Below are 21,502 nucleotides of genomic sequence, written 5' to 3'. Positions count from 1 at the left end.
TGGACATACGTGGCTGGCTCCGTCGGCGGAGCCGTCCGCCCGCCGCGTCCGCCGGCCAACGAGATCCGCCGATCCACGAGGTTTCCCGTGTCAGACACCGAACCGCTCCTCTTCGCCGCTGTCGATCTCGGCGCGTCCAGTGGCCGCGTCATGGCCGGACATGTCTCGGGCCACGGCGCCGGAACGCTGCGCCTCCGGGAGGCCCACCGGTTCACCAACCGACCCGTACGGACCGGCGGCACACTGCACTGGGACATCCTGTCCCTGTACGCGGGAGTGCTGGACGGGCTGCGGGCCGTCGGCGCCGCAGCGGGCATGCCGCCCTTGAGCGTCGGGATCGACGGCTGGGCCGTCGACTACGGCCTGCTCGACGCGTCCGGCGCGCTGCTGGGAAATCCGGTGCACTACCGCGACACGCGCACCGACGGTGAGGCCGCCAAGGTGGCGTCGGTGCTCGCGCCGACCGTGCTGTACGAGGCGACGGGCCTGCAGTACCTGCCCTTCAACACGCTGTACCAGCTCACAGCCGCACAGGGCAGTCCGGCGCTCGGCGCCGCGAGCCGGCTGCTGCTGATCCCCGATCTCATCGCGTACTGGCTCACCGGCGAGGCCGGGACAGAACTCACCAATGCCTCCACCACCCAGCTCATCGACCCTCGTACCCGCGACTGGTCCCGGTCAGTCGCCGACGCGCTCGGCATCGACCTCGCGCTGTTCGCGCCGCTGCGTGAGCCGGGCGATCAGGCGGGACGGCTGCTGTCCGGTGTGCTGGCCGAGACCGGTCTGACGGGCCCGGTCCGAGTGACGACTGTCGGTTCCCACGACACGGCCTCCGCCGTCGCGGCGGTTCCCGCGGCCGGCGACCGGTTCGCCTATGTCGCCACCGGCACCTGGTCTCTCGCCGGACTCGAACTGGACGCGCCGGTGCTCACCGAGGAGAGCCGTCGGGCCAACTTCACGAACGAGCTGGGCGTCGACGGCACCGTCCGCTATCTGCGCAACATCATGGGACTGTGGCTGCTTCAGGGATGCCTGCGCACCTGGGAGGCCGCCGGGACGCCTCAGCGGCTGGACCGGCTTCTGCGCGAGGCCGCCGATGTGCCGGGACTGCGGTCGTTCGTCGACGCGGACGACCCGGCGTTTCTGCCGCCCGGGAACATGCCGCGGCGCATCGTGGACGCCTGCCGTCGCTCCGGCAGGCCGGCGCCGGAAGGACCGGCCGAGATCACCCGCTGTGTGCTCGATTCGCTGGCCCTCGCCCATCGGCGCGCGATCGAGGACGCGCGGCGTCTGTCCGGCCGTGCCGTGGACATCGTGCATCTCGTCGGCGGCGGCGCCCACAACGAACTGCTGTGCCGCCTCACGGCCGACGCCTGTGGCCTGCCGGTCGTGGCCGGACCGGCCGAGGCTGCGGCCCTGGGCAACGTACTCGTCCAGGCACGCGCGGCGGGTGCGGTCCGTGGCGACCTCTCGGATCTGCGTGCCCTGCTCCGCGGCACAGCGGAGTTCCGCCGGTACGAGCCCGCACCCGGCGGCGCTGACTGGGACCGGGCGGCGGCGCTGATCGCCGCCGAGGGCGCGCGGATGTGATCTGAGGGGCCGGACGCCAACCACTCCGGCAGTGCGCGCCGCTTATATGATGGTCGATCCGGTCGGGTGTCGCCGAGAAGGACCTCCGACGGCATGGGGTCCCGATGACAAGTGACAGGGCAGGCAGCACGCGTGGCGCAGACGGTCGGCATCAAGGACGTGGCCCGGCTGGCCGGTGTCTCGGTCGGAACCGTCTCGAATGTGCTCAACCGGCCCGAGAAGGTCTCGGAGCACACGCGTCTGCGCGTGCGGGCGGTGATCGAAGAGCTCGGTTTCGTACGGAGCGAGACGGCCCGGCAGCTCCGGGTCGGCACCAGTCGCATCCTGGCCATCCTGGTGCTCGACATGGCGAATCCGTTCTTCGTCGCCGTGGCCAAGGGCGCCGAGCGCGCGGCGCGCGAGGACGGCCTCGGTGTGATGCTCTGCAACAGCGCGGGGAGCAGGACGGAGGAGGCGGAGTATCTGTCGCTCTTCGCCGAACAGCGGGTCCGCGGTGTGCTGCTCACTCCGGCCGACACGACCGGCGGCAATGTGCGGGAGTTCGCGCGCCGTGGCATTCCGTTCATCCATGTCGACCGGGCCGTGCCCACCGCCGAAGGCTGCTCCGTCTCCGTCGACGATGTGGCGGGCGGCGCGCTCGCGGTCAGGCATCTGCTGGCCGCCGGGCACCGCTCGGTGACCTATATCAGCGGCCCGATGTCCCTTCCTCAGTGCCGGGACCGCCGTACCGGCGCGCTGGCCGCTCTGCGTGAGGCCGGTCTGCCCGAACAGGCGCTGCGACAGGTGGAGTCCGCGCGGCTGGATGTGGCGTCCGGTATCGACGCGGGCGCGCGGCTGCTGGGCCTGGCGGAGCGTCCGACGGCCGTGTTCTGCGCCAATGATCTGCTCGCGCTGGGCGTCCTGCAGGCGATGTACGGGGCCGGGGTCGATGTCCCTGGCGACATGTCGATCGTCGGCTATGACGACATCGAGTTCGCGGCCGCGGCTGTCGTACCACTCACCTCGGTACGGCAGCCGGCGGACCGGATGGGCCGTACGGCGGCGGAGATGCTGATGGAAGAGACGGGGCCGGACGCGGAGCACCACACGCATCGCTCCGTCGTCCTCCAGCCCGAGCTGGTGGTACGCAGTTCAACACGGCAGCTGTGAGGGCCGGACTGCGGTCGGACGCACGCCGAACGCCCTTCTTCCGAAGGGGAATTGCTTCAAGAAAGGGTCAACAAGACGCCATCACCAACCCATGGCCAAGGCTGTCACGGATAGTCTCCGGCCGTGATATCGACCAGACAGGCGAATACGCCTCCGGCTTCCACCGACACACCACGCCGCACGCTGCTCCGCGCGGCTCTCGCGGGAACCGCCGCCACCGCCGGAGTGGCCCTCGCCGCACCTTCCGCCGGCGCGGCCACCCACTCCCGTCCGGCCCGTCCCCGGCCCGCCACGCCGGACGAGGCACTCAGAGAACTCGCCGAGGGCAACCGGCGCTGGCGGACCTTCCGGGAGCAGCACCCGCACGAGACGGAGACCGTACGGCGGACTCTCGTATCGGGCCAGCACCCGTTCGCGATCGTCCTCGGATGCGTCGACTCCCGGGTGCCGCCGGAGCTCGCTTTCGACCAGGGGCTCGGCGATCTGCTGACCGTGCGGTCGGCGGGTGAGGTTCTGGACGAGGCCGTGCTCGGCAGCATCTGCTACGGCGTACTGGAACTGGACATACCGCTGGTCCTGGTCCTTGGACACCAGTCGTGCGGCGCCGTCGCCGCGGCCGTCCAGGCGGACGGGACGGGCGCGGAACTCCCGGCTCACATTCAGTACTTGGCCGATCAGATACGCCCCGCGATCGACCACAGCCAGCAGGGCGACGCGCGTACCGACGCCACCATCAGCGCCAATGTCCGGCGGATCACCGAGCGCCTGGCGGCGGAGCCCGACCTCGCGGCCAAGGTGGCCGAGGGCAAGCTGGCCATCGTCGGAGCCCGATACGAACTCACCACTCAGCTCGTCCACCGGATCGACTGACCACCGCTTCCGCCGGGCCCCGCCGGCACGGACGCGGTCCGCCCGGAGGGGCCCGGCGCCGGCCACCACCGCCCGGCTCCGGCCGGGCAGGCGGCGCTCAGTCAGGTCAGGTCAGGTCAGGTCAGGTCAGGTCAGGTCAGGTCAGGTCAGGTCAGGTCAGGGAAGGATCGAGTCGATGTAACCGCCGTCGACGCGGACGGCCGCACCGGTGGTGGCCGACGCGAGAGGCGAGCTCAGATAGACCACCATATGGGCGATCTCCTCGGGCTCGATAAGACGCTGGAGCAGCGACTGCGGGCGGTGTTCGCGCATAAAGGCGCGCTGCGCCTCTTCCCAGGGCAGCGAGGAATCCACCAGCTCGTAGACGAAGTCCTCGACGCCACCGGTGTGTGTCGGGCCCGCGAGGACGGAGTTGACGGTCACTCCGCTGCCCGCCGCCGCCTTGGCGAAACCGCGGGAGACCGCGAGCAGCGAGGTCTTGGACATGCCGTAGTGGATCATCTCGGCGGGAATGACCACCGCGGAATCGCTGGCAATGTATTGGATACGGCCCCAGGACCGCTCGGTCATCCCGCCCAGATAGGCCCGGGTGAGCCGGATCGCGGACAGCACATTGACCTCGAAATAGCGGCGCCACTCCTCGTCGCCGATCTCCAGCGGCGGCCTCGCACCGAAGATGCCCAGGTTGTTGACGAGGATGTCCACCTGAGGCAGCCCGTCGACCACCTGCCCGGTACCGTCCTCCGACGCGACATCACCGGGCGCGGCCAGGAATTCGCCGTCAGGCACCTCCGAGCGCTGTCGCTCCAGGGCCGCGTTGACGGACTCGGCCGTACGCCCGTTGACCGCGACACGGGCTCCGGCGCGAGCGAGACCGGTCGCGATGGCCGCGCCGATTCCCTGGGTGGAGCCCGTCACCAGAGCGGTCTTTCCGGCAAGGTCGATACGCACGATTCAGATCCTTCCCTGTGCCCTTGTTGAGCCACGACATTGTGCGCCAGGGCGACGCCGCGGCCCGGCCGGAGGAATCCCGGCGGTGTGTCGCGTCAAGAGTCCCTGGCCGGCAAGCGACACCTCAACGACGCTACCCCTCAACACCCGACGGATGCCTATGGAACCGGGCGGTCGGGATGGCGGCGGAACCATGATGATCCGTCATGCGACAAGCCCTGCCCTCTTGATGTGGACCCGACACCTGTGTCATATATGTCTAGACCATTGCCCCGGATGGAGGACAAGGCCATGAAAAGGATCTCCAGCCTCGCCGCGCTCGTGTCCGCCGCCGTTCTCACCTTGGCCGCTTGCGGTTCCGACGATGACGGCGCGAAGCCGCTTTCGGCGCCGGCCGGGGTCAGCGTCCAGGCCGGGAGCGCCAGCTCCGTCCATGTGATGTGGAACCAGGCCGACGGCAAGGCCGGAATCAGCGGGTACGAGGTGTACCGGGGCAAGACGAAGGTCAAGGATGTCCCGGCCGCGCAGAACATGATCGATGTCAGCGGGCTGAAGCCTTCGACCACTTACTCCTTCACGGTCCGCGCCCGGGACGCCGATGGCACACTCTCGCCGCACAGCGGCGCGAAGTCCGTCACCACACCGGCCGCGGTCGCCGAGGACAGGGACGCTCCCGCCCGGCCCGCAGGGCTTGCGGGAAAGAGCGACGGAGCACGGGCCGCGCGGCTGAGCTGGGTCAGGGCGGCGGCCGGCCAGGGCATCACCTCGTACGACATCTACCAGGGCGGCTCCAAGATCCATAGCGTCGGAGGCGAGACCAGCACGGCACGGATCACCCGGCTGCGGCCTGGGACGCACTACAGCTTCACGGTCACCGCCCGGGACGCCGCGGACAACTCCTCGCCCGCCAGCCGAGCCGTCGAGATCACCACTCCGCACGGACCCGGTGACGATCCCGATACCGCGCCGATCGACTTCCGGGCCACGACGCACACCGCCGACGGCGCGCACTATGTCGATCTGTCCTGGCTCGCTCCGAGGACCGGCGCCGATGTCCCGTCGTACCAGATCTATCTCGACGGGGCGTTCGCCACGACTCTGACCTGGGGCGACGAGGCTCCGCGGGGCCGGGCCACATACAGCGTGTATGTGAGCAAGAAGGCCGGCGAGACCTATCGGGTGAAGCTCCGCGCCAAACTGCCCGACGGCAACTGGGGCACATTCTCGGCGGAGCGGACCGTCGTCACCGGCGGCCGGTCCTGACGGTCCTGTCGATCGGCCACGACCGGGCCGCCGCGCTGCCGCCGGCCGCGCTCACCGCGTGGCGGTCGCTCATCGACGCCGCACAAGTCGAGCCCGGACAGCGCGTCCTGATCCACTCCGCCGCCTGCGGTGGTGGTGTGGGCCACTCTGTCCCGTCTGGCCAACCGGAGTGCTGAATCCGGAAGCCTGGTCACAGGGCCGCCTCGCGGAAGAGGACCAGGAGGGTCTGGGCCGACGGAGCATCCGCGTCGAAAAACTGTGTGGCGAGCGCGGGTGGCACAGCCGTTCCATGCATCCGGACCTCGTGGCACCGGAAGCAAAATGCCGCCTCGAACAACACCAGGTCGAGGGTGTCCTCGTATGCCCGGATACTCCAGCCTGGTGAGAAACCGCAGCGGTGCTGCTCGCTGCCGGGCAGGGTCTCGATCAAGGCCAAGGCGTCGGCGGCCTCGCTCCCGGCCCAGTGGGCGATCACCTCGCCGGGATAGGGGGTGCCCAGCTCGGTCGGGAGGAAGGAGATCCTTACGACTTCGATCAGCACGGTGGCCGCAACGGCTTGCGCGGGAAGCTCCATGGCCACAGTCTGCCCGCCAGGTCGAGGGACTCGTCGCTGGAGATCGAGGCCCGGACAGCAGGAACCGGTCCCGTACGGCGCGCAGCGGGGCCTGCCTCGTCCGACACCTCCGGCCGATGTCCTCGGCCCGCCGTGAGTTCCTCACCGTCAGACCCTCCGTCACCGCGAGGCCGTGCGTCCGATGGGCCGGCCCCTGCCGGACTGGCGGACCGTCAGTCCGGACGGCGCGCGCCTGCCGACGGGTGGCGGTTCGGATGGCCTCACCGGCGGCGCCGTTCCGTCACCGCGCGGCGCGGGCTCCGCGGCATACGGAGCGGGATCGTGACGACGCCCGGCGATGCCTCCTGGGCACGCGGCGGGAAGAGCGCGCCTGGCCTCTTCCAGCAGTGCGGTCAGACTGGCCCGGTACCACCGGACCTCGTCCGGCCGGTCCGCCACCAGCAGGCTCCGCACCGTCGCCTGCGCCGCCTCGGACACCGGGTGGGCCTGGGCGAGATCCGGCCGCAGCCGGTGCAGACAGGCGCGTTCAGACGGATCGGCCACCACCCGGGCCAGCTCGACGGGGCCGAGCACACAGCCGACCGCCGCGGCCCGCTCCCAGGGATCTTCTCGCTCGCGCAGCAGAAAGCCCACCCGTCGGCTGCGCCAGTTGCGCGGACGACGGTCTTCTCCCTCGTCGAGGCACGCGCGCAGCGCCGGCGGCAATCGTCCCGCGAGCAGCGCCGGCTCCCCGGCGGCGAACGCCCTGAGCTCTTCGGCCAGATACAGCCAGACGATCGCGCGATAGCGATTGAGAGAGAGCCGGACCGGAGTGACACATCCCGCTCGTGCCAGCCGGGTGAAGCGGCCCGGACTGACGGTCATCAGCTTCGCTGCCTCGGCGGTGCCCACGGTCCTCACCCGTTCGCGCAGCGCGTCCGGGAAACCGTCCGCCGCCCGCACCCGCTCGATCTCCTGCCGGCTGACCTGCCGCCGGCCCGCGCCCGGCCCGGCCGTGGTGCGGATATGCCCGAGCCGCACGGCGAGCGCGAACTCGCCACGCCTCAGCTCCAGTTCCCGCGCGGCCCGCACGGCGCCAACAGCGCCTGGGGCTCTCCCGCCCGTCCCGGTGGCGTGCGTATCCCGGATGTCCTGGGCCCGCGGCCAACGCCGGACCCCGTGCCGTGTGCCGCTCCGCAGCCGGCTCTCGGTCCCTCGCCGTGTCGGTGCCGGTGCCTGCGCTCGAACCTGTTCCTGGCCATCGCTGACGGACATGATGGTCCTCCCCGTGAGGCGTAACTACTCTCGGTGATGACCGTAGCGCGGCAGAGATGTTTTCCGCTCGGCCTGTGGATAACTCCGCCGATCGCTTGGAAGGCCCAGCTCAGAGGCCGTTCAGACGGGTGGCACAGGCTGCCTGGCCGCGACGGCCAAGTGCTCGCCCACCCGGTTCACGAGCAGGGTCATCTCGTAGGCGACCTGGCCGACATCGGCCTCGGCCGTCGTCAGTACGCACAGACAGCTCCCGTCACCCGCCGCGGTGACGAACAGCAGCGCCTCGTCGAATTCGACCATGGTCTGCCGGGCCTTGCCCGCCCGGAAATGGCGTCCGGATCCCCGCGCGAGACTGTGCAGTCCGGAGGAGACCGCGGCGAGATGCTCCGCGTCCTCGCGAGCGAGCCCCGCGCTGGCTCCCGTCACCAGGCCGTCGTTCGACAGCACCAGTGCGTGCTGTATGTGCTCGACCCGTTCGGTCAGGTCGTCCAGCAGCCAGTCGAGTCCCTTTTCCAACGGCATTGTTGTTCCTCCCCGTTCAGGTGTTCCCCACGTCCCGCGACGCCCGTAGCCTTGCGCACCCGCCGCTCGTGGGCAAGCCGTCCTTGAGCTTCCGGGGCGTCGTGGCGCGCCGGGCCTTCCCGACGGCAGAGAATGCGCGCATGGCGACACACATGAGCAAAGAGGAGTGGCACGCCTTCGTCTCCGAAGGCACGCGCACCGGCAAACTGTCCACCGTGCGGGCCGACGGGAGCCCTCATATCGCGCCCGTCTGGTTCGTTCTCGACGGTGACGACCTCGTCTTCAACACCGGCAAGGAGACCGTGAAGGGCCGCAATCTGCTGCGCGACAACCGCGTGGCGCTGTGCGTGGACGACGAGCGGCCGCCGTTCGCCTTCGTGGTGATCCAGGGACGGGCCGAAATCGACGAGGAGCCTGAGCGGTTGCGCGCCTGGGCGACCCGGATCGCCGCCCGGTACATGGGCGCGGAGCAGGCCGAGGAGTTCGGGCTGCGCAACGGTGTGCCGGGCGAGCTGGTGGTGCGCGTACGGATCGACAAGGTCTTGGCCTACGCGGCCGTCGCGGACTGACCCACCGGTCCGGACGGACAAGTCCTCACTTCGCCGCCCGCGGAGTGAGGACGCGTCCTCCGCCCGACCGCGCGGGACGGCCGGTCAGGCAGGAGCGGAAAGATGCCGCACGCGCATGTCCGACGCGGAACCGGATACGGCGCAGGCGGCCGCGTAACCAGGGCCCGCGGGCACATCGGAGACGGTCCAGCCGGACGGCGGTTCGGCCAGACCCGAGGTGCCCAGATAGTCGGCGGCGAGGTCACGTCCCAGACCGGTGCCGAGACCCTTGAGGTATGCCTCCTTGCGTGTCCACAGACGTGTGAAGGCGGTCCCTCGCCGCTCCAGGGGCTCGGCCGACAGCTCGGCCCGCTCGGCGGGGTGCAGGACGCTGCTCAGCTCGGCGACCGTGTCCGGCGCCGACACTGGTTCGATGTCGACGCCGACGGCGGCGTCCGCGACACCGATCAGGACCAGATCACCGCCGTGGGACAGCGAGAAGTGCGGCGCGTGGGAGGGTTCCGTGAGTACCGGCCTGCCGTGCGGCCCCCCGCAGCACGGGCAGACGTCGCGGCCGAAGACGAGGTCCTGCGGAGGAAGCCCCGTGTACCGCCCGAGGATCCGCCGGAGCGCGGTGTGCGCGGAGGCATAGCGGACCCGGTCACGCCCGTGGACGAACGCCTGGGCGCGACGCAGTTCGTCCGTGTCGAGCAGCGAGAGATCCAGCGAGTCCTCCTCGATACCCGTGGTGTCCAGCAGCCAGAGATCCACTGTTCCCGGGCGCGGCCCGGCGACCGGGTCACTTCGGTGGTCGGCGTCGAACAGGGCGGTCTCCTCGCAGCTCTGACATCTCCTGGCGTGCGGACGGGAGGCGTGGTGTCCGTATGCTGCCCGGCGCGCCGACCAGGCTACCGCCGGGTGGACGCCGCGGCCGTCCCGCTTACGGAAGTGGCGGCTCACCCGCTCGGTGACCGAGGCCGGGCCGGGCGGCGGCGAGCCGGGCGGCGCGGATCGTGAGGTAGTGCCGTTCCGGCAGGCCGGCCGTACGGCGGGCCGCCTCCTGGAAGTTTTCCAGCGCGCCCTGCGCGTCGCCGGCCATGTCGAGCAGATGGGCCCGCACCACATGGATCTGGTGATGGCCCGCCAGACGGCCCTCGGCCTCAAGGGTATTGAGGATGTCGAGCCCCGCTGCCGGTCCCTGCACCATGGCGACGGCCACGGCCCGGTTGAGCGAGACGACCGGGTTCGCGGACAGCCGTTCCAGCACTCCGTACAGCGCCAGGATCTGCGGCCAGTCGGTCTCCGCCGCCGTCGCCGCCTCGTCGTGCACGGCGGCGATCGCCGCTTGGACCTGATACGGACCGAGCGGCCCTCGCGGCAGGGCGGCCGTGATGAGCGCGATGCCTTCGGCGACGGCCCCGGCGTCCCACCGGCCACGGTCCTGCTCCGCGAGCGGCACGAGTTCGCCTGCCGGGCCCGTACGCGCGGCGCTCCTGGCGTCGGTGAGCAGCATGAGCGCGAGCAGACCGGCGACCTCGCTGTCGCCGGGAGGCAGTTGGTGGAGGGCCCTGGTCAGCCTGATCGCTTCCCGGGACAGCTCGACCCGCTGCAGGTCCGGCCCTTCGCTCGTGACATACCCCTCGTTGAAGATCAGATAAAGGATGTGCAGCACCGCGTCCAGCCGCCGGGCGCGGTCCTTGTCGTCCGGCAGCCGGAACGGGATGCCGGACGTTCTGATGCGCTGCTTCGCCCGGCTGATCCGCTGTCCCATGGTCGCCTCGGGCACCATGAAGGCCCGGGAGATCTCGCTCGTACTCAGTCCGCCGACACACCGCAGCGTCAGTGCGATCGCCGACGACGGCGAGAGCGCGGGGTGGCAGCAGAGGAACAGCAGGAGCAGCGAGTCGTCCCGGGCGGCCGCGTCGTCGGTGTCGGCGGGCGGTGCCGCCTGCCGGTCGGCGGGCACCTGCCCGGCCGCCAGGTCCTCACGGCGGCGGCGTGCGCGCTCACCGCGAACCCGCTCGGTCATACGGCGGCTCGCGACCTGGATCAGCCAGCCGCGCGGATTGCGCGGCACGCCCTCACCCGGCCACTGGACCGCAGCCGCCAGCAGCGCTTCCTGTACGGCGTCCTCGGCGGCGTCGAAGTCTCCGAACCGCCTGGTGAGTACGCCGACGACCTGCGGCGCCAGCGCGCGCAGCAGGTCCTCGGCCGTCTCCTCGGGACCGGTCACCGGACGGGTTCGCGTTTGATTCCGGGACATGTCGCGGTGAGCGTCTCCGGATTGGCCCCCGGGTGGGTCTCCGGATCAGTCAGGGCTCACATCTCCTCGGCCGGTGCCGCCATCACCTGGCGCACCTCGATCGGCATGTTCAGCGGCTCACCGCCGGGGCCGGGAGCTGTCGACACATGGGCGGCGAGCTCCACCGCCCGCTCGGCGGTGTCGCAGTCGACGATCCAGTAGCCGGCGAGGAACTCCTTGGTCTCAGGGTAGGGGCCGTCGGTGACAACAGGAGCGCCACCGCTGCCGGCCCGGACGGTCTTCGCCTGGCCGGGCCCGGCCAGCCCTTGCGCGTCGACCAGTTCGCCCGCCTCGGCGAGCTTCTTGTTCGTGTCGTGCATAAAGGCGATGTGTGCCTTGATCTCCTCAGGGGTCCAGCTTGTGATCGGCGGGAAGTCCACGGTCTTCTCGCTGAACTGCATCAGCAGCATGTACTTCATGGTGTTCTCCTCATACTGTCGCGCCCTCGTCGGCGCCTCTCATGGAGAGGTAGAAGCACACGACGCGATTTCGACATCGCCGGCGAGGTTTCCGGAAGAAATTTCTGCGAGAGGACCGCGCGACGGCGGCTCGGACGGCACTGGGAGATCATGTCCTCATGGCCGACGACCACACGCATGTGCAGGAATTCTTCGGTTCCCGGGCCGCGCACTGGGACACGCGCTTTCCCGATGACGGTCCGTCCTATGCCGCCGCCGTCGCCGAGCTCGGGCTGCGTCCCGGCGACGCGGTGCTGGACGCGGGATGCGGGACGGGACGCGCGCTGCCTCCGCTGCGAGACGCGGTGGGAACACACGGCACGGTGCTGGGCGCCGATCTGACCCCGGCGATGCTGGACGCCGCCGTACGGGCCGGCCGTCAGCGCAGCGGGCGGTTGCTGCTCGCCGATGTGAGCCGGCTTCCGGTGCGTTCGGAGGCGCTGGACGCGGTGTTCGCGGCGGGGCTGATCGCTCATCTGCCACGGCCCGCCGAGAATCTGCGGGAACTGGCCAGAGTCGTACGTCCTGGCGGCAGGCTGGCGCTGTTCCATCCCATCGGCCGGGCCGCACTCGCCGCCCGGCAGGGCAGACAGCTCACGTCTGACGATCTGCGCGCCGAGCCCAACCTCCGTCCGCTGCTGGCCGGTTCGGGCTGGCAGTTGGAGTCGTACGCCGACGAGGACTCCCGTTTCCTCGCCCTGGCGGTCCGAAGGGACTGAGGTACCGGGGCCGAGTGCCGGAGCGGCGCGGCGCTCGACGACGTCTCCGGCGGGCCGACGCTGTCGGCCACTGCCGGATATCCCTGCCGCGCGGCCGGCGGCGGCCCGTGGACCGGGGCTTCTGCCAGGGCCCGGCCGCCCGTACGTTGGATGAGCGGACCGGGACAGCCCTCCGGTCCGCACCACGTCAGGCAGCAGGGGGAAGGTGGACCCGGTGTTCAGCAGACTGCGCAGGATCCTCGTGTCGGACCGTGCCGCCGCCACGACCACGGAGCGGCCCCGGACACGGCAGCACAACATATTCGAGGCCGCCGCCACCTATGTGTCGGCGTGTGCGGAGGACGACCAGCAGCGGATGGACGAGGCGTCGGGCTGGGTCTCGCCCGAGGCGCTCTCCTTCGGCGTCAGCGAACTCGCCTGCCGGGCGGTCATCGCACTGGCCCGGGAACGGAACGAGTCGCCGCAGGCCGTGGCCCGGGGCCTGCTCGGTCTGCCGGCCGACTGACCACCGTGCGCCACCGGTGCTCCGGGCCGGAGCGGAATCCGGTCCGTGTCACGCTCTCGACGTCCGGGTTACCCACTGGTTAGGGTGCGCCGGACAAGCGACCGGACGAGGAGGTGCCGTGACCGGAACGGACGACTCCACGGACGACGACGCGCTGTATGTGCTGACCGCCGCGCTGCTCACGCCCGCGCAGTTCCCCACCGTGCTCGGTGACGACTACCCGGAGGCATGCGCGGCCCTCGGCATCGCGTCCTGGCCCCGCGGATACGGCCTGGTCATGGGACAGGACAGCGGTGGCGCCCGCTGGACGGTGGTGGTGGACGACGTGTCACTGGTCGCGGTCGCCATCGCGGCCTGGGACTGCGGTATGGAGTACGACCTGTCTCCGGACGAGCGCACCATCGTCTCCGCGCTGCCCGGCTGGCCGGTCGCCCTCGCGGTCACGGCGCCCGGTCTGCCCGCGCCGCACGACCCGGAGCCCGATCCCGGCGGTCCGCCGTCCGCGCACACGGATGGCGGACCGCCGCCGCTCGCACCGCCCGACACGGAGACCTGGGGACCGGCCCAGCGCCGCCTCGGCGCCGACGAGATCGCCCTCCAGTGGACGGCGTGGCGGGAACGGCTCGACGGCGCGGTCCCCGTAAGGCCCGCCGAGACCAGCGAGAATCCGGAGAGCGAGCAGTCCGCAGGAACCACCGGCACCGCCGCCGGCGTGTCGGAGCCCTCTTATCAGGGCGTGCGGCATCAGGACGTGCGGCATCAGGGCGTGCGACGGGTCCTCAAGGAGCTGCGCGCCTATGTCGATACGCCGCCTCCACTCGGCCGGGTCCGTTCCAGCTTCGCGCCGGGCGGGGCACGGACGCTGCGCGCCGACGGTCCCGGCTGGTCCTTTGTCGCCAGGACGGACGACATCGCGTTCGTCCTGATGGACGACGAGCCGGGCGAGGTGCTGCCCGTCGGCCGCGGCACCGAACTGCCCGCGCTGCTCGCGGCGCTCGACGCGATGGCGGTACGTCCCGCCTGAGCCCGGCACCGGCCGCCCGCTACCCGGCGCCGATCACAAGTCACCATCCGCCACCGGTCACCACCCGTGGCCGGTCAACACTCTCCTGTCGCGTCGGCAGAGACGATCTCCCACGCCTGTCCGTGAGACGCACATGCCCGAGCCGTGCGAGATGTGGGCCGGGCCCATGGCCGTACGGGAACGGCCCCAGCACGATATGGCGGCGCACCCGCCCATCCCGACGCTCACCGGAGACCCCATGCGCTTGTCCAGAGGCATTCCGATTCTCGCCGCCCTTGTGATGGGGCTTTCCTCCGTCGGTCCCGCGGGAGCGGCGGGCAGTGCGCCGCCGGACCGGTCGGCGGCGGAGCATTGCGCCAGGCAGCACCGGCTGGATGTGCCGGGCGCCGGGCGCCAGCAGAGCGCGTGTCTCGGAGATCTGACAACAAAGGCGCTCGCGGGCACGCCGTATACCGACACCGCTGACCAGGCCGGACTGTCCGCGGCGGGCACGAGGAATCCGTCCGGCGTGCCCGGGATCCAGATCGACGGATATTTCCCCGATGACTCCCGCTCCAACGCCACGCACGGCTGGCAGCACGATTCCCAGTTCGTGATCAGACTGCCCGACCGGTGGAACGGCGGTCTGGTCGTCACGGGCGCGCCCGGCACCCGTAAGCAGTACTCCACGGATGTGCTGATCTCGGACCAGGTGCTGTCGCAGGGATACGCCTACGCCGCCACGGACAAGGGAAACACCGGAGCCGATTTCTTCACCGACGGCGCACGGCCGGGCGACGCCGTCGCCGAATGGAACCATCGGGTCACCGAGCTGACGCGCGCCGCCAAGAAGGCCGTGGGACAGCGGTACGGACACGGGCCCCGCCACACGTATATGACCGGCATCTCCAATGGCGGCTATCTGACGCGCTGGCAGTTGGAGAACCGTCCGGAGCTCTATGACGGAGGAGTGGACTGGGAGGGCACGCTCTGGACCACTCGCGGGCCCAATCTGCTGACGAGCCTGCCGGTCACCGTGGCCCGGCAGCTCGGCACGGCCGATGACGCGGATCTCCTCGCGGCCGGCTTCGCGGACGGCTCCCAGTTCCTGTGGCCTTACCACGAAGCGGCGTACTGGGGTCTGACCCAGAAGATGTTCCGCGCGGAGTTCGACCCGTCGTACGACGCCAAGTGCCCTGGATCGTCGGCCGGTTCGACGACCGAGGAGATCTTCGCGGCCTGTCCCTCCGATGCGTCCTACGACTACGCCGCACGCCCGGCGTCCGTCCACCGTGCCGTTGAGAAGGTCGCGCTCACCGGGCGGATCGGCAAGCCGATGATCACGCTGCACGGCGATCTGGACTCGCTGCTGCCGATCGCCACCGACTCCGATGTGTACGCGCGGATGATCGACACTCGGGGCCGCGGCCGACTGCACCGCTATTACACGGTGGAGAACGGCTCTCACACCGACGGTCTGTATGACACCTATCCGGAGCGTCTGCGTCCGATCCTGCCGTGCTACCGCTCGGCGTTCACGGCTCTCACGAACTGGGTGGAGGACGGCGCCACCCCGCCCGCGGATCACACGATCCGCAGGCCCGCGGCCGGCGACGTGGTCAATTCCTGCGCGCTGAGCTGAGGCAGACACCCGGACTCCGGCCCGTCCCGGCCGCTGTTGATCCATTCCGCCCCGCCGGATCTCAGGTTGTCCGGCGGGGCGGAGCACTCCCGCGTCCCGTGCCGAGCCGGGCCCACCAGGCCCGGGATCAGCGGCCGAGCTCCTTGCGGTTGATCCGTCGGAGTCTGCGGCGCTGCGACGGGTCAAGCATCAGATACGCCACCGCGGGCACTCCAAGCACCACCAGCAGCGAGAACCAGAATCCGATCAGCGGGATCAGAAGAAGGCCTACGGCCACTCCCCCGATGGTGATCTTCGCTCTTGCCGACATCTCGACGCCTCCTTCGCGGCCACGGCCGCTTCCTGCCACGTGAACGCACGGATGCGTCCGCCAGTTCCACTATGCGCCGACGCGCAGCGGTTCGCCGACGCGGTGCAGATGTCCGAGGGCCTGCCGGTACGAGTCGATCAGCCCGGTCTCGGTATAGGACACTCCCCGCGCGAGGCAGTGCGCGCGCACCAGCGGCTGGGCGAGCCGGAGGTGCGGGCGCGGCATGCTCGGGAAGAGATGGTGCTCGATCTGGTAGTTCAGTCCGCCCAGGAACCAGTCGGTGAACAGGCCGCCGCGGATGTTCCGCGAGGTGAGTACCTGCCTGCGCAGATGCCCCCAGCCCTGGCTGTTCTCCGGGTCCGGCATCTCCATGCCCTTGTGGTTGGGCGCGAAGGCCATGCCCAGATGCAGGCCGAGGAGCATCTGGTGCAGGAGGGCGAAGACGATGGCCTGGCCCACGGTGAGGGTGGTGAGCAGCAGGGTCACGTAGCCGCCGACATGGGCCGCGAGAAGCAGTCCCTCCACCGCGCGCCGGCGGGCCGGCATCCGAGTGTCCTGCCGGGAGAAGACGGCCTGGAAGCCGTAGACCTTGAGGGCTATGCCCTCCAGTGTGGTCAGCGGGAAGAACAGCCAGGCCTGGTGGCGGGTGAGCCGGCGGCGCAGTCCGGTGCGGCCCGCCGTCTGCTGCTGGGTGAAGACAAGGATGTCAGCGGCGACGTCGGGGTCCTTGTCGATGTGGTTGGGGTTGGCGTGGTGCTTGTTGTGTTTGTCGTTCCACCATTCCTGGCTCATACCGAGCAGCAGATTGGCGTGCACGAGCTGGATCAGTCGGCCCTTGCCCCGGTCGGCGGTGATCTGGGAATGTCCCGCGTCGTGGCCCACAAACGCCATCCGCGCCGACAGAATGGCCAGCGGAGGCGCCAGGAGCAGCGTCCACCAGGAAGGTCCGAGCAGCGCCATCCCGGTGACGATCGCCGCGAGAAAGATCAGATTGACGGCGATTCCCCGGGCGTACCAGGCGGCCCGGCGCTCCAGGAGACCCTGTTCCCGGACGGTCCGCAGGAGGGGTGCGAATTCACTGCCGGCGGTGCGGTCGGCCGTGGGATCGGGTTTGGACTCCGCGACGATGGCGGCCTGGGGCATGTCGGTCTCCGGTCTCTGGGCCGAGGTGGCTGGGGGAAGGAACGCGCTGACCGCGCTGGTCCTCCTGAAACGTACGAGGATGTGACCGCCCGCGACCATGAGGCCACCACCCGGAAAAGGTGGGGGCTTCCCGGGGGTCGACGGTGGTGCTGTCCACAGCGGCCGGCATGGCACGAGCCGGGTCACGACGTCGCTGTCTGCGCCCGGGGCCGCGGTGAGGTACCCTCGGCGGCTCCGACCTGAGGTAGTCAAACTTGAGGAATGCGTCTTCGCTGTGCACAGGCTTCCCGTGGCAACGCTCTCCCGGATCTCCGAACTCGCCCGCTGTTCCACGGTCTTTCTCGCCGCGGATCCGGCCCGCACCGGCCGGATCGCCTACTGGCACCCCGACGGCTCGGAACCGCCCTCCGCGCCGGGCTCCGTGGAGGAGCTGGCCGTCGTCGGCGCCGGGGCCCGCCCGCTCACGGTCAGAGCCCTGTTGATGCCCGTACCGGACGCGCTCGCGTTCCTGACCAGGGCACGCGTCACGGTGAACGCCGCACCGTCGGCGGCCTTCTGGGGTGCGGCCGCGCTGCTCGCCCTGCAACTCGCCGCGCGTGGCCGGATGTTGCCCGGTCTCACCGGTACGGATCACGACGCGTGGCGGGCCGGGCCGCTGACGGCCGCCGATCTGGAGCGGATCCGTGTGCTCGCCGCCTCGATGCCGCCCTCGGCGCACGCCGTCCCGCTCGCCACGACCTCGACGGGCGCGCTTCTGCTGCCCGAGCCCGAACGGCTGCTGCGGGACTTCCTCGACGCGGTCGTCGACGGTCTGCCGCGGACACCCGCGGCGCCGGTCGCCGCCGCCTCGGCCGCCTTCGCCGCCGTACCACCGCGACGGTTTCCCGGACTGCGCGACTGGGCCGCCGAGGTGGCCGCCGGGCATGACACCGGCGTACGGCTCTCTCTCCGCGTCGAACTGCGCGGTCTCCCGGACGGCGAACCGCCGGACGGCGAGAGCGGCACGGACGCGGGGCCCGTCTTCCGTGCCGTGCTCCAGATGCACAGCGTCAGCGATCCCACCGTCGTCGCCGACGCCGCCGACGTATGGTCGGACGGCCCCTCCGACTCCGCTCCGGGTGCGGCCTTCGGGCCGCGTGCCCGGCTGGACGCCCTGCTCGCCCTGCGCCGGGCCGCCCGCGCCTGGCCACCGCTCGCTCCGCTGCTCTCCGCCGCCGTGCCGGATGCCGTCGAACTCGCGGACGAGGACATCACCGAGCTGCTGGGCGAGGCGTCCGGAGCGCTCGCGGCCACCGGCGTCCAGGTGCACTGGCCCAGAGAGCTGGCGCGCACACTCACGGCACGCGCGGTCGTCGGGCCGCCGGACACCGCCTCCGGATCCGGGCCCGGCGACAGCGGCGGATCCCACCGGACCCGGGCCGATCCGTCCTCTTTCCTGTCGGCCGACGCGCTCATCAGCTTCAACTGGTGGTTCACGCTGGGCGACCAGCGGCTCACCCGCGCCGAGCTCGACCAACTCGCCAAGGCGAAGCGCCCGCTGGTACGGCTGCGCGACCAATGGGTGCTCATCGACCCGGCGGAGGCCCGGCGAGCCCGCGAGAGCCGGGACCGCGCGCTCACCCCGGTCGACGCGCTCGGAGCCGTACTGACCGGCTCCGCCGAAGTCGACGGCCGCCGCGTCGAGGTGCGGGCTTCTGGCTGGCTCGCCCAGCTTCGCGACCGCCTCGCCGACCCCGAGGGAACCCTGGGCTCCGAGCCCCTGGAGCCGGAGATCGGACAGCCCGCGGCGCTCGACGCGACACTGCGCGACTACCAGCTCCGTGGCCTCAACTGGCTGCACCGCATGACCTCGCTCGGTCTCGGCGGCTGTCTCGCCGACGACATGGGGCTCGGCAAGACCATCACTCTCATCGCTCTCCATCTGCACCGGCAGACCGACGCGTCGGCCGCCGGCCCGACCCTGGTGGTCTGTCCCACCTCGCTGATGGGCAATTGGCAGCGCGAGATCGAGCGGTTCGCGCCCGGTACGCCGGTACGCCGCTTCCACGGCGCCTCCCGTGTCCTGGAGGGCCTGGCGGAGGGAGAGTTCGTCCTCACCACGTACGGCACGATGCGGCTGGACGCGCCGAAGCTCGCCGAGGTGGCCTGGGGCATGGTCGTCGCCGACGAGGCACAGCACGTCAAGAATCCGTACTCGGCCACCGCCGGACAACTGCGCACCATCGGCGCCGGGGCCAGGGTCGCGCTCTCCGGCACGCCCGTCGAGAACAACCTCTCCGAACTGTGGGCGATCCTGGACTGGACGACGCCCGGTCTGCTGGGCCGCCTCGGCACCTTCCGTAACCGCTACGCGCGATCCGTCGAGAGCGGCGAGGACCCGGCGGCGGCCGAGCGGCTGGCCGCGCTGGTCCGTCCGTTCCTGCTGCGCCGCCGCAAGTCCGACCCGGGCATCGCGCCCGAGCTGCCGCCCAAGACCGAGACCGACCGGGCCGTTTCCCTCACCAGGGAGCAGGCCGGCCTGTACGAGGCCGTGGTGCGGGAGACCCTCGCGGCGATCTCGGAGGCGGACGGCATGGAGCGCCGCGGGCTGGTCGTCAAACTGCTGACCGGGCTCAAGCAGATCTGCAACCATCCCGCGCAGTATCTGAAGGAGGAGCGCCCACGCATCGCGGACCGTTCCGGAAAACTGGAATTGCTGGACGAGCTGCTCGACACGATCCTGGCCGAGGGCGCGAGTGTGCTGGTCTTCACCCAGTACGTGCGGATGGCGCGGCTGCTCGAACAGCATCTCGCGGCGCGCGGTGTGCCAACGCAGTTCCTGCACGGCGCCACCCCGATCGCCGAGCGCGAGGCCATGGTGGACCGCTTCCAGCGCGGCGAAACACCGGTGTTCCTGCTGTCGTTGAAGGCCGCCGGCACCGGGCTCAATCTCACCCGCGCCGAGCATGTCGTGCACTTCGACCGCTGGTGGAATCCCGCCGTCGAGGACCAGGCCACGGACCGTGCGTACCGGATCGGGCAGAACAGGCCCGTGCAGGTGCACCGGATCATCACCGAGGGCACCATCGAGGACCGGATCGCCGAGATGCTCGCCCGTAAAAAGCGGCTGGCCGACGCCGTGCTCGGCTCCGGCGAGGCGGCACTGACCGAGCTGACCGACGCCGAGCTGGCGGATCTGGTGGAGCTGCGAGGGAGCGCGCGATGAGCGGTACGGAGGACGACGAGCGGGTCTTCGCCGCTCTGGCACCGACCGGAGGACGGGGTTTCGCCCAGTCCTGGTGGGGCCGGGCCTGGCTGAAGGCACTGGAGGACACCGCGCTCGACGGCGAGCAGCTCAAGCGCGGACGCCGCCATGCCCGCCAGGGCGCCGTCGGTGCCGTGTCCGTACGCCCGGGCCGGATCACCGCGGTCGTACGGGACCGGGACGGCACCGCGCACCGCAGCGATGTGCTGCTGCAACAGCTCAGCGAGGAGGAGTGGGACCGCTTTCTGGAGATGGCCGTCGACCGGGCGGGTCATATCGCGGCGCTGCTGGACCGGGAGATGCCACCGCATCTGGTGGAGGACGCGTCGGGAGCCGGGGTCGAACTGCTGCCCGGCATCGGCGATCTGGAGCCGGAGTGCACCTGCGAGGCCTGGGACCACTGCCCTCATTCGGCGGCGCTCTGCTACCAGGTCGCGAGGCTGCTGGACCAGGATCCGTTTGTCCTGCTGCTGATGCGGGGCCGGACCGAGCGCGGGCTTCTCGACGAGTTGCAGGTACGCAGTGTCTCCCGCGCCGTCCGCACACGGCGGGAGCCGCCGGCCGGCGAGGCACCGGCAGAGGAGAGCGCGGGCGTCCCGGCGGCGGAGGCGTTCGCGGCCCAGGACATCCTGCCGCCGCTGCCCGCTCCGCCGCCACTGCCGCAGGAGGCGGAGCAGCCGCCGGTCCTCGGCACGGCGGCGGAACCGCCCTCGGAGGTCGACGAGGACGCCTTGGAGTTCCTGGCCGGCGACGCGGCGGCGAGGGCCCTGCGGATGCTGTCCGACGCGCTGTCACCCGGTCATGAACGGCAGCCGCTGGAGCCGGAGTTGACGGCCGGGCAGGACGGTGTACGGCTCGCCGCATCGACGTCCGACGCCCGGCTCGTCGAGCGCCTCGCCTCGGGCACCGGCCGGAGCCGCACCGAGCTGGATCTCGCGGTGCGCGCCTGGCGGTTCGGTGGTGCGGCGGCCCTCGCCGTGCTGGAGGAGGAATGGACACCGGAACCAGAGGCACTCCGCCGGGCGGCGGCCGCTCTCGACGCCGCTTGGGACGACGGAGACCGGCCGCCGCTCCGGGCCGGCGGCGCGGGCCGCTGGACGGTGGCGGACGGACCGGCGCAGCTACGGTACGGACGCGACGGGCGCTGGTGGCCGTACCGCGAGGAGGACGGCCGATGGATCCCGGCCGGCCCCGCCGGTCACGATCCCGCGGCGGCTCTGGCGGACGCGCTGAGCGAGGGATGACGGACTGAAACGAGGACTTCCGGGCTGAGGTGGCGCCGGGCCGGGCCGGTGTGCCGACGCGCGGCACACCGGTGTCTCCTCCTGTCGTCGCTGGATCAGCGGTCGTCCACGACGCCCGGCGCGTCGTGGGTCCCGCAGACGTGAGGTCCGCCGAGCCGGGTGGGTTCGCTTTTCGTACTCACAGCTACTAGCGTGGCGAACGCCAAGTAAG

20 protein-coding genes and 1 pseudogene are annotated in these 21,502 nt (G+C 71.0%); 12 read left to right on the top strand and 9 right to left on the bottom strand.

The window, feature by feature from the left end:
* Positions 1-63 precede the first annotated feature (63 nt).
* The 3 genes from PV679_RS05055 to PV679_RS05045 all read left to right on the top strand — a co-directional run bounded on the left by PV679_RS05055 (position 64) and on the right by PV679_RS05045 (position 3,609).
* Positions 64-1,590 (top strand): rhamnulokinase, encoded by a 1,527-nt coding sequence (locus PV679_RS05055; RefSeq protein ID WP_416069660.1) that lies wholly within the window; start codon positions 64-66, stop codon positions 1,588-1,590.
* A 132-nt stretch (positions 1,591-1,722) separates the two neighbouring features.
* Positions 1,723-2,739, top strand: coding sequence for a LacI family DNA-binding transcriptional regulator (locus tag PV679_RS05050; RefSeq protein WP_319678795.1), 1,017 nt, complete (start codon positions 1,723-1,725; stop codon positions 2,737-2,739).
* A gap of 123 nt (positions 2,740-2,862) precedes the next feature.
* A complete protein-coding gene (locus PV679_RS05045) occupies positions 2,863-3,609 on the top strand; it encodes a carbonic anhydrase (RefSeq protein ID WP_319678794.1) in 747 nt (248 codons plus the stop codon).
* 156 nt (positions 3,610-3,765) lie between these two features.
* Here PV679_RS05045 and PV679_RS05040 read toward each other — a convergent pair whose 3' ends face one another.
* Complete coding sequence (locus PV679_RS05040) at positions 3,766-4,560, bottom strand: SDR family oxidoreductase (protein ID WP_319678793.1); 795 nt, start codon at positions 4,558-4,560, stop codon at positions 3,766-3,768.
* Between the two features lie 291 nt (positions 4,561-4,851).
* On the opposite strand from PV679_RS05040, the gene PV679_RS05035 reads away from it, so the two are divergent.
* Both PV679_RS05035 and PV679_RS05030 read left to right on the top strand, forming a co-directional pair.
* On the top strand, positions 4,852-5,823 hold the full coding sequence (locus PV679_RS05035; protein WP_319678792.1) for a fibronectin type III domain-containing protein: 972 nt from the start codon (positions 4,852-4,854) through the stop codon (positions 5,821-5,823).
* An 11-nt stretch (positions 5,824-5,834) separates the two neighbouring features.
* Positions 5,835-5,969, top strand: a pseudogene (locus tag PV679_RS05030) (NADP-dependent oxidoreductase); the annotation flags it as partial.
* A gap of 44 nt (positions 5,970-6,013) precedes the next feature.
* Here the strand turns inward: PV679_RS05030 and PV679_RS05025 are convergent.
* The 3 genes from PV679_RS05025 to PV679_RS05015 all read right to left on the bottom strand — a co-directional run bounded on the left by PV679_RS05025 (position 6,014) and on the right by PV679_RS05015 (position 8,173).
* On the bottom strand, positions 6,014-6,397 hold the full coding sequence (locus PV679_RS05025) for a hypothetical protein (RefSeq protein WP_319678791.1): 384 nt from the start codon (positions 6,395-6,397) through the stop codon (positions 6,014-6,016).
* Between the two features lie 159 nt (positions 6,398-6,556).
* Positions 6,557-7,468 carry a DUF6397 family protein gene (locus tag PV679_RS05020; RefSeq protein ID WP_319678790.1) on the bottom strand — a complete coding sequence of 304 codons (912 nt, stop codon included), beginning with the start codon at positions 7,466-7,468 and terminating at the stop codon, positions 6,557-6,559.
* Between the two features lie 303 nt (positions 7,469-7,771).
* Complete coding sequence (locus tag PV679_RS05015) at positions 7,772-8,173, bottom strand: roadblock/LC7 domain-containing protein (RefSeq protein WP_319678789.1); 402 nt, start codon at positions 8,171-8,173, stop codon at positions 7,772-7,774.
* A 140-nt stretch (positions 8,174-8,313) separates the two neighbouring features.
* On the opposite strand from PV679_RS05015, the gene PV679_RS05010 reads away from it, so the two are divergent.
* The gene (locus PV679_RS05010; RefSeq protein WP_319678788.1) at positions 8,314-8,742 is read left to right on the top strand and encodes a PPOX class F420-dependent oxidoreductase; all 429 of its coding nucleotides are present in this window, start codon (positions 8,314-8,316) and stop codon (positions 8,740-8,742) included.
* 84 nt (positions 8,743-8,826) lie between these two features.
* Here the strand turns inward: PV679_RS05010 and PV679_RS05005 are convergent, their stop codons facing one another.
* From PV679_RS05005 to PV679_RS04995, 3 genes are all read right to left on the bottom strand, one after another.
* Positions 8,827-9,492: a 4'-phosphopantetheinyl transferase family protein gene (locus PV679_RS05005; protein ID WP_319678787.1), complete on the bottom strand. Its 666-nt coding sequence runs from the start codon at positions 9,490-9,492 to the stop codon at positions 8,827-8,829.
* 169 nt (positions 9,493-9,661) lie between these two features.
* Positions 9,662-10,984, bottom strand: a complete 1,323-nt coding sequence (locus tag PV679_RS05000) for an RNA polymerase sigma factor (protein ID WP_319678786.1) — start codon at positions 10,982-10,984, stop codon at positions 9,662-9,664.
* A 56-nt stretch (positions 10,985-11,040) separates the two neighbouring features.
* Positions 11,041-11,442: a YciI family protein gene (locus PV679_RS04995; RefSeq protein ID WP_319678785.1), complete on the bottom strand. Its 402-nt coding sequence runs from the start codon at positions 11,440-11,442 to the stop codon at positions 11,041-11,043.
* A gap of 158 nt (positions 11,443-11,600) precedes the next feature.
* Here PV679_RS04995 and PV679_RS04990 point away from each other — a divergent pair, with 158 nt between their 5' ends.
* The 4 genes from PV679_RS04990 to PV679_RS04975 all read left to right on the top strand — a co-directional run bounded on the left by PV679_RS04990 (position 11,601) and on the right by PV679_RS04975 (position 15,350).
* Positions 11,601-12,200, top strand: coding sequence for a class I SAM-dependent methyltransferase (locus PV679_RS04990; protein WP_319678784.1), 600 nt, complete (start codon positions 11,601-11,603; stop codon positions 12,198-12,200).
* A 214-nt stretch (positions 12,201-12,414) separates the two neighbouring features.
* Positions 12,415-12,705: a hypothetical protein gene (locus PV679_RS04985; RefSeq protein WP_416069653.1), complete on the top strand. Its 291-nt coding sequence runs from the start codon at positions 12,415-12,417 to the stop codon at positions 12,703-12,705.
* Positions 12,706-12,823: 118 nt separating this feature from the next.
* A complete protein-coding gene (locus PV679_RS04980) occupies positions 12,824-13,729 on the top strand; it encodes a hypothetical protein (protein WP_319678783.1) in 906 nt (301 codons plus the stop codon).
* A gap of 238 nt (positions 13,730-13,967) precedes the next feature.
* On the top strand, positions 13,968-15,350 hold the full coding sequence (locus PV679_RS04975; protein WP_319678782.1) for a tannase/feruloyl esterase family alpha/beta hydrolase: 1,383 nt from the start codon (positions 13,968-13,970) through the stop codon (positions 15,348-15,350).
* A 127-nt stretch (positions 15,351-15,477) separates the two neighbouring features.
* On the opposite strand, the gene PV679_RS04970 is transcribed toward PV679_RS04975, so the two are convergent.
* Positions 15,478-15,660 (bottom strand): hypothetical protein, encoded by a 183-nt coding sequence (locus tag PV679_RS04970; RefSeq protein WP_319678781.1) that lies wholly within the window; start codon positions 15,658-15,660, stop codon positions 15,478-15,480.
* Between the two features lie 69 nt (positions 15,661-15,729).
* Positions 15,730-16,803, bottom strand: coding sequence for an acyl-CoA desaturase (locus tag PV679_RS04965; protein ID WP_319678780.1), 1,074 nt, complete (start codon positions 16,801-16,803; stop codon positions 15,730-15,732).
* 274 nt (positions 16,804-17,077) lie between these two features.
* Here PV679_RS04965 and PV679_RS04960 point away from each other — a divergent pair, with 274 nt between their 5' ends.
* Together PV679_RS04960 and PV679_RS04955 are read left to right on the top strand one after the other, a co-directional pair.
* The gene (locus PV679_RS04960; protein ID WP_319678779.1) at positions 17,078-20,008 is read left to right on the top strand and encodes a DEAD/DEAH box helicase; all 2,931 of its coding nucleotides are present in this window, start codon (positions 17,078-17,080) and stop codon (positions 20,006-20,008) included.
* Positions 20,005-21,291 (top strand): SWF or SNF family helicase, encoded by a 1,287-nt coding sequence (locus PV679_RS04955; RefSeq protein ID WP_319678778.1) that lies wholly within the window; start codon positions 20,005-20,007, stop codon positions 21,289-21,291. Before PV679_RS04960 ends, PV679_RS04955 begins: the two co-directional genes overlap by 4 nt.
* Positions 21,292-21,502 lie beyond the last annotated feature (211 nt).

Source organism: Streptomyces sp. AK02-01A (assembly GCF_033795305.1).
Taxonomy (GTDB): Bacteria; Actinomycetota; Actinomycetes; order Streptomycetales; family Streptomycetaceae; genus Streptomyces.
The sequence above is the reverse complement of the archived record's forward strand: the minus strand, read 5'-3'. Positions and strand labels throughout refer to the sequence as shown.

What these genes read in the sequence shown, in the direction of transcription:
- PV679_RS05010 (WP_319678788.1), top strand. Translation starts at nt 8,314, where the DNA reads ATGGCGACACACATGAGCAAAGAGGAGTGGCACGCCTTCGTCTCCGAA.
- PV679_RS04995 (WP_319678785.1), bottom strand. Translation starts at nt 11,442, where the DNA reads ATGAAGTACATGCTGCTGATGCAGTTCAGCGAGAAGACCGTGGACTTC.
- PV679_RS05015 (WP_319678789.1), bottom strand. Translation starts at nt 8,173, where the DNA reads ATGCCGTTGGAAAAGGGACTCGACTGGCTGCTGGACGACCTGACCGAA.
- PV679_RS04955 (WP_319678778.1), top strand. Translation starts at nt 20,005, where the DNA reads ATGAGCGGTACGGAGGACGACGAGCGGGTCTTCGCCGCTCTGGCACCG.
- PV679_RS05035 (WP_319678792.1), top strand. Translation starts at nt 4,852, where the DNA reads ATGAAAAGGATCTCCAGCCTCGCCGCGCTCGTGTCCGCCGCCGTTCTC.
- PV679_RS04990 (WP_319678784.1), top strand. Translation starts at nt 11,601, where the DNA reads ATGGCCGACGACCACACGCATGTGCAGGAATTCTTCGGTTCCCGGGCC.
- PV679_RS04975 (WP_319678782.1), top strand. Translation starts at nt 13,968, where the DNA reads ATGCGCTTGTCCAGAGGCATTCCGATTCTCGCCGCCCTTGTGATGGGG.
- PV679_RS04965 (WP_319678780.1), bottom strand. Translation starts at nt 16,803, where the DNA reads ATGCCCCAGGCCGCCATCGTCGCGGAGTCCAAACCCGATCCCACGGCC.
- PV679_RS04970 (WP_319678781.1), bottom strand. Translation starts at nt 15,660, where the DNA reads ATGTCGGCAAGAGCGAAGATCACCATCGGGGGAGTGGCCGTAGGCCTT.
- PV679_RS05025 (WP_319678791.1), bottom strand. Translation starts at nt 6,397, where the DNA reads ATGGAGCTTCCCGCGCAAGCCGTTGCGGCCACCGTGCTGATCGAAGTC.
- PV679_RS05000 (WP_319678786.1), bottom strand. Translation starts at nt 10,984, where the DNA reads ATGTCCCGGAATCAAACGCGAACCCGTCCGGTGACCGGTCCCGAGGAG.